Here is a 13923-nt window from a genome sequence, read left to right on the forward strand (position 1 = left end):
TCGGTGGAATGTGATTGCTTGCCTTGAGGCATTAAGAGATAACACTCGTAGAGTGTATTCAGATGGTCCCAATATTGAAACTTACAGCGAGCCTGGTCTAGGCAATCAAAGCTGACTAGCACAATATCTAGAGGCGCTCGCCTTGTGTGTCGAGCATGAAAGTCTGTGCGGGTATCTATTTCAAGCACATTATGCCGTGAATCCATGTCACCATCTTTATCTACAAACCGCAAACATCCTGGGAGGCAGCGATTTCGCCCGAGCTCCCCGACGCATCCTTGCCCTGTTTGCGGTCGTGAAAACAAGGGCTCTTGTCGTATCGGGGACCAAGGTCTTGTTTTCTGTCATCACGGGACCACCCATCATCCACCCAACTGGGCCCGGAAACCCGGCGATCATGGCCCCGGCGCTGATGGCCGTGAGTGGGCGTTTCTGCGACGCAATGTCGATGGGAGGACGTCTTCCTTCCGTCTGCATCAGGAGAGAACTCCTGGTTTGCTCCCCTCAGCTCGTTTCCCTCTTCGACGCAGAGTCAGGTGACATCGGCAACCACTCGACTGCCCGATCGGATTGACCTCTCCACGGTCCCTGAGGGGACCACGATGGTCGACCTCGATCGAGAGCGGGCCCGTTATCGCTATGGGCCTTCGCAGGAGACGAGACGCGACCCGAAGCAGACCGGCAAGGTCATGCCCTACGTTCCCGGTCGAGGTCCCGGCGGGTGGAGACCAGGGAAGGGTTCGGACCCCTGGCCTCTCTTCGGTACGGTCGTGCCTGGCTGGCTCATCGAGGAGGAGGGCGAGCGATGCGTCGGCTTGGTCCTTGAGGCGAACCTCGCAGCGATCACACAGCCCGGCCACGACCACAGATCCCCGGAGATCGAACGCCGCTACCGGGAGCTCCTAGAGGCCGGCGGCGAAGGGATCGTCTACATCTCGGACAACGACGACCAGGGACGGCGGAAGGCGGAGAAGTGCGCCGAAGTGGCGGAAACCGTCGGCCTCCCCTTCCTACACCTCCCCGCCACGGAGATCTGGCCCCGTCTCCCCGACCATGGGAACATCGACGAAGCACCCGGAACGCCCGAGGAGCGGCGTGAGGCGATTGAAAGAGCGATCGCGCGCAAGCTCGAGCAGCTCGCTTCAGAGCGGCCCGGGGAGGCCGGAGGGGATCCGGACGACGAGACGTGCTCCGTCCTCGACGACGCGGGGAACCTTCATCGACGACTCGACGAAGGACTCCGACAGATCGACGACCTTCCCGATCCGTCCGTTCGGGCCGTGGCGATGGTCCAGCTCAAGAAGACTCTCGGCCTACGCGATGCCGAGTTCGGGGCCCTGATCGACGCGATCATGCGGCGGCGACGACCGATGAGTCCCTCGTCCTTCGAGGAGCTCATGGCCGGCGGTAGCGAAGCGCCGAAGCCCGCTGTCGAGGATCTCTTCTCGTCGGGCCTCACCGTCATCGCCGGGGAGGGAGGAGCCGGGAAGACGGCCCTCGGGTACCTCGTCGCCGAAGCCGTAACGCAGGGCGAGAAGTTCGCCGGGCAATTCAAGGCGGAGAAGTCTCCGGTCCTGATCGTTCAGGTCGACGAGTCGCCGACGAACGCCCTCACGAAGTGGCGGCAGATGGACCTCAAGCCGGAAGCGGGAACACTGACTGTCGATTGGGCGATGACCGCTCACATGCTTCCGGAGCTAAAGCAGCGGATCATCGAAACCGGCGCGAAGGTCGTCGTCCTCGATTCGATGGTCCGCATTCTCGGGGGTCAGATCAAGGCGGGCGATCCGGACTTCGGCCTCTTCGTTTATCGCCTGAACGATCTCGCCGACGAGCTTGCCGTGACGATCATCCTGATGCACCACGTCACGAAGCCCAGCGAGCGAGCGAAGAAGCGGGTCGACATCACGAAGCACGACATCTTCGGATCGGCCTATGTCGTCAACGGAGCCTCCGACGTCTGGGGCTTCTGGTGCGACCACGAGGACGGGAACCCGGAGAAGGTCTTCTCCCTTCGCTGCCTTAAGAGCCGCTCTGGCCTGGTAGAGGAGGGTACGACGTACGAGTTCGAAGGCAACCGCGAAGACCTCCGCCTCGTCTATCGCGGGATGGCGGACCGAACCGTGACGCTCGACGAGATCAAGACGACCCGAGGTCGGGTCCGCAGGTTCCTGGCATCTCGGGCGCCCGCGGCGTTCTCGCCCGCTCAGATCAATCGGGAAATGCGGATCGGAAATGAGCGGTACGTCCGGAAGCTGTGCGGCGAGCTGTACCGGGCCGGAGAGGTCGAGCGGAAGGAGCTCCCGTCGTCCCGCGGTCGGAAGGCTTACGGCTACTTCCGCCTCCCCTCGCGCGCGTTACGGGGTAACCATGCCGAAAGTACCGAAAGTACCGAAAGTCCCCCCTCATTTCGGTCTTTCGGTCCCCCTTCCGGTACCCCTGCGGTACCCACTTTCGGCACCCCGGGCGAAGCGAGAGAACGTAGTGAGAGAGAGGAGAGAGAGGTAGAGGAGAGAGAGTTGTGGTCCCCTTGCCCCCTCCCCTCTCCGTCAGAACCTCCGAAGTCGGTTCATCCGCCCGTCGAGGTCCGAATCGACGGCACCTGGCAGAAGGGCTTTCGGCAGATCGGCCCCGGCATTTCGGCGACCGGAGGGCCCTTCGTCCTCGTCACTCGGGACGACACCGGCGAGGAGCTCCGTCTCCCGCGCGGCGACGTCCGCAACCCGGAGGCCGGAAAGACCAATCCCCGATCGCCCGGACAGGTCGATTACAAGGACCCGAACTGGAACGACCCCATCTGGCACGACAGCCCCTTCCCAACACCCTTGTGGAACGTCGAGGTCCCGGACGACACCGTCGAGCTGAAAGGAGATCGACTTCGCGCCTGGTTCCGCGAGATCGGCCTCAACTGGCTTGCTGACAAGATCGAGGCCGACGACGCAAAGGAGAAGGCCCTGGAGGAGGCCGAAGCCCGCGGCGACTTCTCTCACTGCCTGATCGACGCTTCAAAGGCCGTGCCTCAACGCACCGACCGTCTCCGGCGGACTTGTGCGGCGTTCGCGCCTGCCCGCCTTCATGCCTACGCCGGCCGGAACATGCCGATCCCGGTGGACATCCTTGACGAACCGGCCAAACCGAAGCAGGAGGCCGGGGAAGAGGCGGAATGACGGCCGCGGCCCTTCGGCGCCTGACGAGTTCGAGGCATTGATTTCCAGCCCGAAGATTCCCTCCCGCCCGCCTACGGAGGCCGAGCTCGACGCCCTGGGCCTCGGGAGATCGATCCCGCTACGGCCCGGCGAACCGCTCGAGCTCGACGAACTCGGCTACGCGACCCGTCTCCCTTTCTGGCAACAACCTCCCGCCGCCTCCTCCGATGACCTCCGCCCATCTCACTCGTCGTCCGGGCTGCCTCCTTCCGCGATGGAGACCGTCTCGCCCTTCGAAGTCGCTTCCCAAGCTCAGCCGCTGCTGTCCGCGCTGGAAGCCGTTCCGCTCGCGATGCACGTCGTCCGTGATCTTCAGAGCCGGGATCCTCGAACCTTGCTCGCCCGGGGCCTCCTCGTCGAAGTTCACGGCCGGCTCCATGACCTCCTGCTCGATGACTTCCCTCCCGGCTCCCGTGATGCCCGACGCTGATCGTCGTATCGAGGTCGAACAGGAGGTCGAGGTCTTCATCCGCTCCTTGGACGTCGCTGAGTTCGTGAGAGCAACCGATTGAGCCACCGCTCGTCTGATGCCTAGCTGTCTCGAGGCGCTTCGACCCTTCGAGCTTGATCGAGGAATGACGAAGACAGACCTCAGAGCAATCGAAGCGATGTTCACTCGACAATTCAAGCGAAGAGAGCGCGAACGCCGAGAGCAGAGGCAGGCCGCAGAACAAAAGGCCCCCTACTCCCCCTCTATCGGAACCGGATTGGAACTCTCCACCGATCGCCTCGCGGGTCCTCCCGGCCCACATACCCCTTCGGGTGCCAAGGCCCCAAGTTCTGGGTAGCGCCACACCTCAAACGGGATTACGGAACTTTGATTGTGGTAAGCGGCTGTGGCAGCTGGATCACAACGAACGCGCGAGAGAGACCATGTCTGGCATTGTTTGTAACTGGTTTCTTCTGGTTACGGATGCTCGGTAGGCTGAGTCATGATTTCGAGGGACTGTGGTGATTTCACCTCATGAGTACGGTCGCCGCCGAGGTGTGACTGGCCACGCCGTGAGGAAGTCGATCCATGACGGCCGACTGAGTGAGTCAGTGACCAGAAAGGGCTCGCGATATTTGATTAACCCGGAGCTGGCCGATGCTGAGTGGAAGGCAAACACCAGGCCGACCTGCCGGCCCACGGAAGCCTCCCACCGGCCGACGCTGTCTAGTGTCAAGCGCCTCACCCATGCCGAGGGAGTGGCAGCGAAGGTGAGTCTTCAGGCTCACCTCCTTGAACTAGAGGTGCTGGAGCGCGAAGGACAGCTGCTGGACGCTGACAAGGTGCGACGGCAGGTAGAGCTGAGCTTTCGCGAGCTGCGCGATCGAATCTTGAATGTGCCCGTGCGGGTGGCGTCACTGGTGGCTGCTGAGACCGACCCAAGACGGGTGGAAGAGCTCATGCGACAAGGACTGGAGGACGCGCTTGAGACTTTCGCGGAGGGGGCAGCCTGAGGTGCGGTCTGAGTGAGGAGCATGAGTTGCCCCAACAATTAGGTCGCGTACCAGCTCGAGCTGCCTCCAGGCGTTGATTGCTCTGGTGTAGATCACGTGGCCGACCGTTCACCCATGGATGGCGTAGGGACGTCTGTCGCTCAATGTCCGAGGATTGACGGCCCAGGCATCCAGATTGCCGCAGTCCGCACACTCAACCCTATGCGCCCCTGACTGCTGTCCACGAAATCAGGGGAATCCCAGTCGCACCACCGATGGCGGTCGGGCTGGCGGATTCTTCGGGGGGGGCGATAGAGCGTTCGCGGCGAAAAGGCCCGTGAGCTACTCGGCTTGCTGGAGAAGGGTGACATCCGCAATTCCATCCGTGATGCCCTTCCGGAAGCTTGCTGCACAGGCGCACCCGGATGCCAGGGCCGGGAATTGCGGTTGGTTCCAGCAGCTCACCGAGGCCCATGATCTGCTGCTGCCTAGTCTGCCGGCTGACAGCCTCGACGCCCGGTCGGCTACCGCTGGCGGGAGGGGCGACTCCGCGGGTACATCGAGGCCCGACTGCGACCGTTCGCGAATGACCCAGGCCAAGACCGGATGTCTACGCCTGAGCCATTGGATCGTCGATCTTGAAGGGCATATCCCCTTCGCATTCGTTGCTGGGGACGTCGATGCTTCGATCCTCCTCTCCCCCTTAGGGTAGAGGAGGAAAGGTCCTGGGCTTACACGCTCTGCTCTCCCTTACAAGCAGCCTCATGGGGAGGCAAAACACCCTGGTGCCACTGCTTGTCCTCGTCGAGAACCCTGAGTATCGGTGCCGTTGATGTGGTCGCAGTGAATAGCTGCATCCCCGCCTGGACCGGGCAGGTCATCACTAAGTGTCGTATCTCACCACGTTGTTCAGCAGAGCAGCTCCCTGAGTCGCTGCTGAGGTGAACGCCAGCCGAGGGCCGAGTGCTTCCTCAGTCGGTTATAGATCGACAGGTAGCGAGGGAGCCAGCGGTTTCGCTCCTCCGAGTTCTGGAACGCCATGGTGTAGGCCCATTCCCGGCAGAGCGTCTGGATGAATCGCTCTGCCTTGCCGTTGGTCCTGGGGGTGTAGGGCCTGGTCCGGATGTGCCTGAGCCCCATGGCCACGCAGGCCACGGCGAACTGCCTGGAGACGTATGCCGGCCCGTTGTCCGACATCACCCGCCGGCACTCGATCCTCTGTTCGTTGAACCACGCGACGGCTCTGGCCAGAAAGCCGATCACGATGAATAATGTTACCAGAGAGCTGACGGCCGAATGGCAGAAAGAAATCCCTAAGCGAGAGCTGATGACGATGCTCACGCCGGTACATGTGGAAAACCCTGGGGAGCTTTTTCGGGCGGAATGCGCCAACTTGCTAACAGTCTACTGCCCCAACCTCCGCAGACTCGTTGCGGCCCAGTTGGTCCGGACTTTCTCAGTAAGCCCTGCTTCAGACGAATAAGTGATTGGCGCGATACAGGTGGCTGGCCGCTCCATCGACAGGCGATAGTCTTATCTTCGTAGAAAACCTTTCACCCGTGATTGAAAGAACAAGATATGTCTGGACCAGGTTCACGCCACCAGCTCAGTCCTGCCTGCTAAGGAAGCCGGGAACAGCCTCGGCTTTGAGGGGTCTACTGAAGAAGTACCCTTGCCCCTGGGCGCAGGATCTCCCTTTCAGATGAGCAAGCTGTTCCGTAGTCTCAACCCCTTCTGCAATAACAAGCAGGTCCAGAGCAGAACCAAGAGCAATAACGGCATCTGCGATTGCAACATCGTCTCTATCCTCTGGTATGTCTCTCACAAAAGACTGATCGACCTTGATCTTGTCGACTGGCAGAGTCTTGAGATAAATCAGCGAGGAGTAACCCGTCCCAAAGTCATCAATTGAGATCATTATCCCCAGAGCCCTTAAAGCCTTGAGCTGAGCTACCGAGGTTTCATCAAGGTGCATCACAAACCTCTCTGTCAACTCAAGCTCCAGCCGGTCTGGCTGGAGTCCGGATTCGTTGAGCGCCTCTCTCACATCGGAGACAAAGTCGTGATGGTGAAACTGTTGGGCCGCGACATTGACCGCTATACGACCGATGGGAACTCCAGCATCGATCCAGGCCTTTGCCTGAGTGCATGCCATCTTAAGAACAAGAACGCCTAGGGGCCTGATCAGTCCAGTCTGCTCAGCCACAGGTATAAAACGCGTAGGAGTGATGATTCCCTTCTTAGGATGCCTCCAGCGGAGAAGAGCCTCTAGCCCTGTTGTCTTTCCGCTAGACAGGCTGACCTGCGGTTGATACGCCAAGAAGAACTGCCTCTCGGCAATGGCATCTCGAATTGCGGATTCCAGGAACAGGTGTTCATAGGCCCTCTCTGTGAACGCGGGAGAGTAAAAGAGATAATTGTTTCTACCGTTCTCCTTCGCGTGGTACATCGCTGCATCGGCGTTGGCCAACAACTCGGATGACGTGTTGCCGTCATCGGGATACAGTGCAACGCCAATGCTTGCAGTAACGTGTGTCTCCAGTCCAGGTAATACAAATGGCTTCTCAAAAATGCCTCGGATCATCTGGATAATCTGGGAAACATTCTCTGGCCCCTTTGTTTCGGTCAGCAAGATGACAAACTCATCGCCGCTGATGCGTGCAACGCAGTCACTTGATCGGACTGAGCTGCCGAGTCGCTTCGAGATCTGCAAAAGCAGCTCATCTCCCGCAGCGTGCCCCAAGGTGTCGTTAATGTTTTTAAAATGATCTAAGTCTAGAAATGCGACTGCCAGTTGTGTCTGGTTTCGAGCAGCTAGCTGCATGCTAAGGCTCAGCCTCGAGTCAAACAGCAAACGATTGGGGAGCCCGGTCAGTGGATCATGGTGTGCGAGAAACTCAAGCATCTCCTTGTCGCGCTTAACATTGCTCACGTCGGCACAGATGCCTATGTATTCCTCAGTCATGCCTTTGTCGTCGGTGACGGCGTTGATGCTTAGGAGCTGGGGGTAGACTGTGCCATCCTTCCGTCGGTTCCAGATCTCCCCACTCCAGCTTCCGTGTTCACGGACTGATCTCCAGAGATCCTGATAGAAGGAAGTCGAATGACGACCCGACTTCAGGACTCTTGGATTCTGACCAATGATCTCCTCTCTCTTGTATCCTGTGATTTGCAGGAACGAGTCGTTGACTTCCCTGATTTCGCCGTCGGGACTCGTAATCAGAATCCCTTCTGATGTTCTGTTGAAGACGGTTGACGCACGCCTAAGTCGCTCATGGGACTGCTTTAGCTCAGTTACGTCCTGAGCCACCATATAAAAGAGTTCTTCGGTCTCTGAATACGCAACAGACGCGTTGAGGTAGACATAAGAATCACCATCAAGGAGCAGACGGAACTGACAGGGTTGTCCCTCTGGACTCTCCAGCCTGTTCTCGCGTAGTCTGTTGAACTGCTCTTTGTCCTCATCATGGACAAGGTTGATAAGTGACGCACCTGTTAATCGGCTAGTCCCCTTTGGCTTGTGATGATCTGACCAGGCTTCGTTGGCTCGCAGTATTTTCCAATTGCCGTCGGCAATGATATTAAGGGACATCTGCTGATTAAAGAAGCCATCCATACGGAGCTGGCTCTGACGCTCAGATGTGACGTCAATAATCACACTGTCCCAAATCGTATCGCCATTCTCCTGGCGAGTTGGCGTCCCAGTTCCATTGAGCCATTTTAGCCTGCCTGAAGGGGTCTTGATTCTCCACTCGTGCTTCCAAAAGGTGAGTTCACGAGCAGAGGTCTTAATCGATCTGTAGAGCCCGATCACGTCGTCCTGAACGACTAGATCCCATAGAGGGGTTGCATCTGAGGACACTTGATCAGCAGGAATCTCCGAAAGATCCTCACAACCTTTATTGGTGTAAGAAACTGAGTCATGACCGCTTGCATAGCGTCGATACTGGAAGACAGCAGCTGGAATACCGTCAACAATCTCACGGAATCTATTCCGATCTACGCCCTCTGACTTTCCACTCGGTTGGTTCGCGTTCATTCGTGGATGGCAAGGAGAAACCTTCTATGTCAATGGTGCCCACATGTCGCGGCTCTGGCAATACAGGGCCGAGTTCGGATCACATGCCCTGTTGAGCCGGGCATAGACAGTGAACGCGTCATCCATATGCCCTGGAGGCTCGACTTTAGGTAGCGACGAGCTGCACAGTAATGGTTCTCATTCTCTGGCTCAAGTTGGCGCTAGGCGTTCTGTCTCTGTAGGTTCTTCAAAGGCCAATGAGGTGTGATGCCGCTATGGGTGAGGTGCGACCCGCCAACCCAGATCTCACACCTCTAGGCATATCCATCCGAATGCCCGCCTGACTCAGCGGGGTCGTCATCGGCTGATCTGCCAGCACCTCGTTCAGGGCCGTTCTCTGCCTGAACTCGCTGCTGACGCTGGGATCAGCCTGCGCTGCGCCCCACAATTGGCTGGCGCGCTTCCGGTCAGGCGGTCCAGCGGCACTGGAAGATCGGCGGAGTGTTCGGCGCTAACAGCGGTGGCATCTGCGCCACATCGCCCGACTGCTGGCGGCTCCTCATCCTGGAGGCCAGACCGCTGGTCAAGCGCTATGTGTGGAAGCGAGCGGTCACCCTGATCTACGTCGCGGTGGACGACGCCACACACCAGGCTTACGTGGAGGTGGAGGCCGACGCGCAGAAGCCCACCGTCATCGGCTTCCTGCCCTGAGCCGTCCCCTGGTTCAGCGGGCAAGGGTTCGAGTGCCGGCGGTTGAGGACGGATAATGGATAGGCGTACGTCTCCTGGCAGTTCACCGTGTCATGTAGGGCCATCGGGCTCAATCACATCCGGACCAGGCCGTACACCCCCAGGACCAACGGCAAGACAGAGCGATTCATCCAGATGCTTTGCCGAGAGTGTGCATACGCCATGGCCCTTCAGAACTCGGAGGAGCGCAACCGTTGGCGGCCTCGCTGCCTGTCGATCTATAACCAGCTGAGGAAGCACGCCGGCTTCGGCTCTGTGCTTGATAACGGATTGGAGTTCCTGAATGATAGATTCGATATGAATGGATCGCTACCTTCTTCTGGTCGCGTGCAACAGCATTGTGACACGTTACGTTCACCCTCCTGCTTTGATTCATGAGCAGCCACTACCAGGGCAAGTTTAGTTTCATCTTTGACAGGAACAGGCTTCCTTTGCTGAAGCCGATTTTGTTGCCTACAACCGAGAAGGGAGCGTTGGGTCGAATTTGGGCAGCAAGTCGCCGACGATCATTCACTCTTGAATATGAGTGGAAGGCTACGATAGCTAATGCCAACTTCGCGTCTCATCTCAATGGAGAGATTATTATACCTGTTGAGCATGGTGGCAAGCCATTAGAGTTCGACGGAGCTTCAGTCCCGATGCCTTGGCTCGTTGGAATGCTCAGCTTCGGGGTCTTGCGTCCCCTTGGTATTCTTCTGACGGCCTCGATCGTTCACGACTACGCTTTCTGCGCAGGTGGGCTTAAGTATTCGTCCGGTGATTCCTTCCGTGTCGTTACTCGACAAGAAGCGGATAGGCTCTTCCGGGAGATTGTTACAGACGTGAACGAGATGCCCTTCTGGGGTTTCTTGGCTTGGTGTGCCGTCCGACTAGGGTGGGTAATTGGGATCAAGTATGCGGGTAAGCGCTTTACTGAGAGCCCACCTTGGCTCCCACTAGTGGTTCTATTCGCAGTCATCACAGCCCTCACTCTGATTGTCAATACTCTCGGCTTGACGACATTCGTCTTATTGACAGTAGCGATCTATGCACTGGCCTACACCGTACGTGCAGCAATCGACTGAGAAAGTCTGGTATCGCTGTCTAGCAGCCTGTTTGGTGGAAAGCCTGGGTAACGCTGTTTTGGCATGATGTGTGAATCACTCCCTTCCGCTTGGCACTTCTATCATTGCCCACCCGTTCAACGTTGCAGTCAGCGTTTACAATTCTGATAGCCAGCCGCAGTCTTGCCCAAGGATGTCTAGCAAGCGACATCCACCTCAATGGGCCCAGCAGCGAGACGGCTACGAGAGGCTCGCCTGCCTGAAACCACTTGGGTCCGGGGAGATTGCTGCTGGTTGTCGCGTCTGAGGAGCATCCTCGCCTCGGTGCCGCCATCCCCCTCTGTCTGCGAGGATGGAGGTAGACGATGGGGGCCCGTCATGGCTGTCATCTACATGTGGGAGGTCACAGCCAAGAACGGTGAGAGCAGCCGGTTCTTTGGGAGCGTCGACGTTGCTTCACAGCTTGCAACGCAGTGGGCCGAGAAGCGTGGTGGCCTGGACAAGCTGGTTCGGCTCAGGGCGCTTCCCTTCCAGGTGACGTCCGCTCGTGGCTGACAGGGCTCCGCACACCTTCACTCAACGCGGGAATCCCGACAGCGGTGTGTCAGATGCCACTGCGCCCTTGCCTCGTCTCCCCCGTTGAGAAGCGCCCACCTGCTCAAGCTCGCCAGTCTGTTCAAGCCGTCTTCGGCCACCTCTAACTCATTCGTCTCATGGGTAGTTGTGCCAGTGGCACGGTTCCGCGAGACTCGCTAGACCGGGACTGAAGGGAAGCCCGCCGCCCTGCACTCGACCGGGCTTCCTGAAGGAGGGGCAGCCCGCGAGAGACAAACGCCCCTCCCCCCTCTCTTTCCTGGTAATGGCCCAGCCGCTTTGGTGCTGGGACGGGGGACCAATGACACCTAGCCAGCCGTGCGCGGTCCCTCGACAGGAGCATCGTCGTGATGAGAGGCGCGCAAGGGAGCTACGCCAGCGCGTCAGTTCATCCACGAGCAGGCGCAACGCTGCGGGATCTTCTCAACTCAACTGGACGGATGGCCCAATGCCTCGGCCGTATCTCTCGAGGGAGTGCGCGGCACCTTCCGCACCTGGTAACGGGAGTTCCTCAATCCCGACGACCTGGCCCATGACTGACGTGGACCCCGAAAACCGGTCCAGGGTGAATGAGAGTCCTCAACCGGCCAGACAGGGCCGGGGACTTCACCATGAAACGAATCCGTCACACTCCAGAGCAGATCATCCGCAAGCTCAAAACCGCCGAGCAGCTGATCGCCCAGGGCAAGACCGTCACCGAGGTCTGCCGCGTGATCGAGGTGACGCAGCCGACCTATCACCGCTGGCGTCAGCAGTACGGCGGCATGCAGGCCGAGGAGGCCAAGCGGCTGACTCAGCTGGAGAAGGAGAACGCTCGGCTCAAAAAGCTGCTGGCAGAGGCGGAACTGGAAAAGGCGATGCTCAAAGATCTTGCCGAGGGAAACTTCTGAGCCCGGAACGCCGGCGCAGGGCGGTGGTCGTCCTGCAGCAGCGTTACCGGGCATCGGAGCGGTTCACCTGCCGGGTTGTGGGTCAGAACCGCAGCACCCAACGCCATGGCGGCAGGGCCCCTGGGGTCGAGGAGACCAAGCTGCGGCACCGGCTGAGGGAGATCGCCGCTGAGCACATCCGCTGGGGCCGGCGGATGGCCCACCGCGTGCTGCGGCGCGAGGGCTGGAGCGTGAATCACAAGCGGGTGCAACGGATCTGGCGGGAGGAGGGTTTGCAGCGGCCCACCCCCAGAAAGCAGAAGCGGGCACGGCCAGCGGACGGCTCAGTGCGGCGCCACAGGGCCGAGCATCCCCACCAGGTGTGGGCCATGGACTTCCAGTTCGATGCCACGGCCGATGGCCGGCGGCTCAAGTTTCTGAACGTGATCGATGAGCACAGCCGCCTCTGCCTGGCCATCCGGGTGGGCAGGCGCTGCAAGGCCAGGGACGTGGTGGCCGTGCTGGAGGAACTCACCAGCCTCTACCCGGCACCGGCGTTCATCCGGTGCGACAACGGCCCTGAATTCATCGCCCACGCCTTACGGCGTTGGTGCAGGACCAGCGGCACGACAACGGCCACGATCGAGCCAGGTTCCCCGTGGCAGAACGGCTTTGCCGAGTCGTTCAACGGGAGATTCAGGGATGAGTTCCTCAACACCGAGCTGTTCACCACAGCCCCAGAAGCTCAGATCCTGGCCGACCGCTGGCGCTGGGAGTACAACTCCCTCAGGCCGCATTCGGCCCTCCAGGGGCGTACGCCCCTGGAGGCAGCTCAACAAGGAGCTGCTGCATGACCATGACCAACCACTCTCATAAGGCCTGGACCGATGAAGGGGGTCACGTCATGACCATCACGCTGCCGGACCGCGGATCGCCACCCTCCCCGTCCTGCAGCACGGTTCAACTTCCATCAGGGCGCCTGCTCCGACACCACCCGCTGTTCAACCAACCGATGTGGCCTACACCGCCTCGGCAGCTCAAGGCTTCTTCCCTTTGACCATTTCCACCCTGTCGTCGCTGGAGGGCCATGCTGTCAGTAGCCGGAACGTTGGCACCGAGCGCACCGGACGGAGGTCGCTCGCCGGCAGACGCAGGGATTCAGTCCATCACGCTTGTGGTGCAGGTGGGCTCAGGGAAGCTCTCATTGCCCATGCACTGCCATCACGACAGCAGGAGGACAGCAGCACCATTGGGCGGCTTGGGCCTTGCTGGTGAACTCTTGAGTGTCCTGGAGGGGGATGCTCTTGCTATAGATGCAATATGCCCCAGGATCTCTGACCAGGCGAGAATCGGATGAAGGTGTGATCGGTGAAGGTAATACCAAACGCTGGGCAGATTGTTGTCTGCGACTTTGGCGGCTACCGGGAGCCCGAAATCATCAAGCATCGACCCGTTGTCGTTATTTCTCCAAGACCAAGAAAGGTTACTGCGTGGCTATGCACCGTTATTCCATTTAGTACAACCTGGCGCCCCGCAGGACCGACCAATCACCTGGTTGTGCTGAGCAGCCCGCTCCCTCACCCCAAGTATCCAGCAACAAGGATGTGGGCGTTATGTGACCTTCCAGCGACTGTAAGCGTTCAGGACCGCCTGACCAATTTCAGCAAGAGGACCACACCTGGCGGTCGAAGGGTCTTTCAGGATGTCTTCGTCTCCAAAGATGATCTGAATATCATCAGGGCGAAGGTCAAGGCCGTCCTCGGCATCTCATAGCCCCCTCGGGAAGCGTGCCGTACTATTGAGGTGTACCCGCACTGGCATGCCATCGGGAAAAGTCCTCGCACGCGAGGCCGCTCCGGGCCTGCTAACCAGCTGCCCGAGGCGACAGACCACAAGAGCCCTGGCTAACCGGCCGGGGTTTCTTTGTTTGCCTACGCTGCTGAGACGCCGCGCGAGCCGACAACTGGACGAGCGCTTCGAGGCGACTGATTTTCCTTCGTGAAGCTGGAGCCGCTGCTTGT

The 13923-nt window shown here is 59.5% G+C and carries 10 protein-coding genes; 7 read left to right on the plus strand and 3 right to left on the minus strand.

Translation table 11 applies throughout. From position 1 onward, the window contains the following. Positions 1-602 precede the first annotated feature (602 nt). Positions 603-3167 (plus strand): AAA family ATPase, encoded by a 2565-nt coding sequence (locus tag EVJ50_RS02080; protein WP_150882143.1) that lies wholly within the window; start codon positions 603-605, stop codon positions 3165-3167. 118 nt (positions 3168-3285) lie between these two features. Here EVJ50_RS02080 and EVJ50_RS02085 read toward each other — a convergent pair whose 3' ends face one another. Beyond that, complete coding sequence (locus EVJ50_RS02085; protein WP_150882144.1) at positions 3286-3675, minus strand: hypothetical protein; 390 nt, start codon at positions 3673-3675, stop codon at positions 3286-3288. A 533-nt stretch (positions 3676-4208) separates the two neighbouring features. On the opposite strand from EVJ50_RS02085, the gene EVJ50_RS02090 reads away from it, so the two are divergent. Next, on the plus strand, positions 4209-4649 hold the full coding sequence (locus tag EVJ50_RS02090; protein WP_150882145.1) for a hypothetical protein: 441 nt from the start codon (positions 4209-4211) through the stop codon (positions 4647-4649). Between the two features lie 888 nt (positions 4650-5537). On the opposite strand, the gene EVJ50_RS02095 is transcribed toward EVJ50_RS02090, so the two are convergent. Both EVJ50_RS02095 and EVJ50_RS02100 read right to left on the minus strand, forming a co-directional pair. Next, positions 5538-5969, minus strand: coding sequence for an integrase core domain-containing protein (locus EVJ50_RS02095; RefSeq protein ID WP_370455563.1), 432 nt, complete (start codon positions 5967-5969; stop codon positions 5538-5540). Positions 5970-6234: 265 nt separating this feature from the next. Further along, on the minus strand, positions 6235-8667 hold the full coding sequence (locus EVJ50_RS02100; protein ID WP_150882146.1) for an EAL domain-containing protein: 2433 nt from the start codon (positions 8665-8667) through the stop codon (positions 6235-6237). A 480-nt stretch (positions 8668-9147) separates the two neighbouring features. Between EVJ50_RS02100 and EVJ50_RS14810 the strand changes: the two genes are divergently transcribed. The 5 genes from EVJ50_RS14810 (at position 9148) to EVJ50_RS15300 (ending at position 13675) form a co-directional block, all read left to right on the plus strand. Further along, the gene (locus EVJ50_RS14810) at positions 9148-9357 is read left to right on the plus strand and encodes a hypothetical protein (RefSeq protein ID WP_225323031.1); all 210 of its coding nucleotides are present in this window, start codon (positions 9148-9150) and stop codon (positions 9355-9357) included. An 87-nt stretch (positions 9358-9444) separates the two neighbouring features. After that, positions 9445-9774 carry an integrase core domain-containing protein gene (locus tag EVJ50_RS14815; RefSeq protein ID WP_225323032.1) on the plus strand — a complete coding sequence of 110 codons (330 nt, stop codon included), beginning with the start codon at positions 9445-9447 and terminating at the stop codon, positions 9772-9774. Further along, a complete protein-coding gene (locus EVJ50_RS02110) occupies positions 9771-10460 on the plus strand; it encodes a DUF1353 domain-containing protein (protein ID WP_150882147.1) in 690 nt (229 codons plus the stop codon). The genes EVJ50_RS14815 and EVJ50_RS02110 overlap by 4 nt, the downstream gene beginning before the upstream one ends. A 1184-nt stretch (positions 10461-11644) precedes the next feature. Continuing rightward, a protein-coding gene (locus EVJ50_RS02115) for an IS3 family transposase (protein WP_370455564.1) occupies positions 11645-12756 on the plus strand; the annotation gives its coding sequence in 2 pieces (ribosomal slippage) (positions 11645-11906 and positions 11906-12756; 1113 coding nt in all). Positions 12757-13270: 514 nt separating this feature from the next. Next, complete coding sequence (locus EVJ50_RS15300; protein WP_150882149.1) at positions 13271-13675, plus strand: type II toxin-antitoxin system PemK/MazF family toxin; 405 nt, start codon at positions 13271-13273, stop codon at positions 13673-13675. Positions 13676-13923 lie beyond the last annotated feature (248 nt).

This window comes from Synechococcus sp. RSCCF101 (genome assembly GCF_008807075.1).
In the GTDB taxonomy this organism is placed as follows: Bacteria; Cyanobacteriota; Cyanobacteriia; order PCC-6307; family Cyanobiaceae; genus RSCCF101.

Excerpts from the sequence above, each read along its gene's own strand:
- EVJ50_RS02080 (WP_150882143.1), top strand. The coding sequence starts at position 603 with ATGGTCGACCTCGATCGAGAGCGGGCCCGTTATCGCTATGGGCCTTCG.
- EVJ50_RS02085 (WP_150882144.1), bottom strand. The coding sequence starts at position 3,675 with ATGAAGACCTCGACCTCCTGTTCGACCTCGATACGACGATCAGCGTCG.
- EVJ50_RS02100 (WP_150882146.1), bottom strand. The coding sequence starts at position 8,667 with ATGAACGCGAACCAACCGAGTGGAAAGTCAGAGGGCGTAGATCGGAAT.
- EVJ50_RS02110 (WP_150882147.1), top strand. The coding sequence starts at position 9,771 with ATGAGCAGCCACTACCAGGGCAAGTTTAGTTTCATCTTTGACAGGAAC.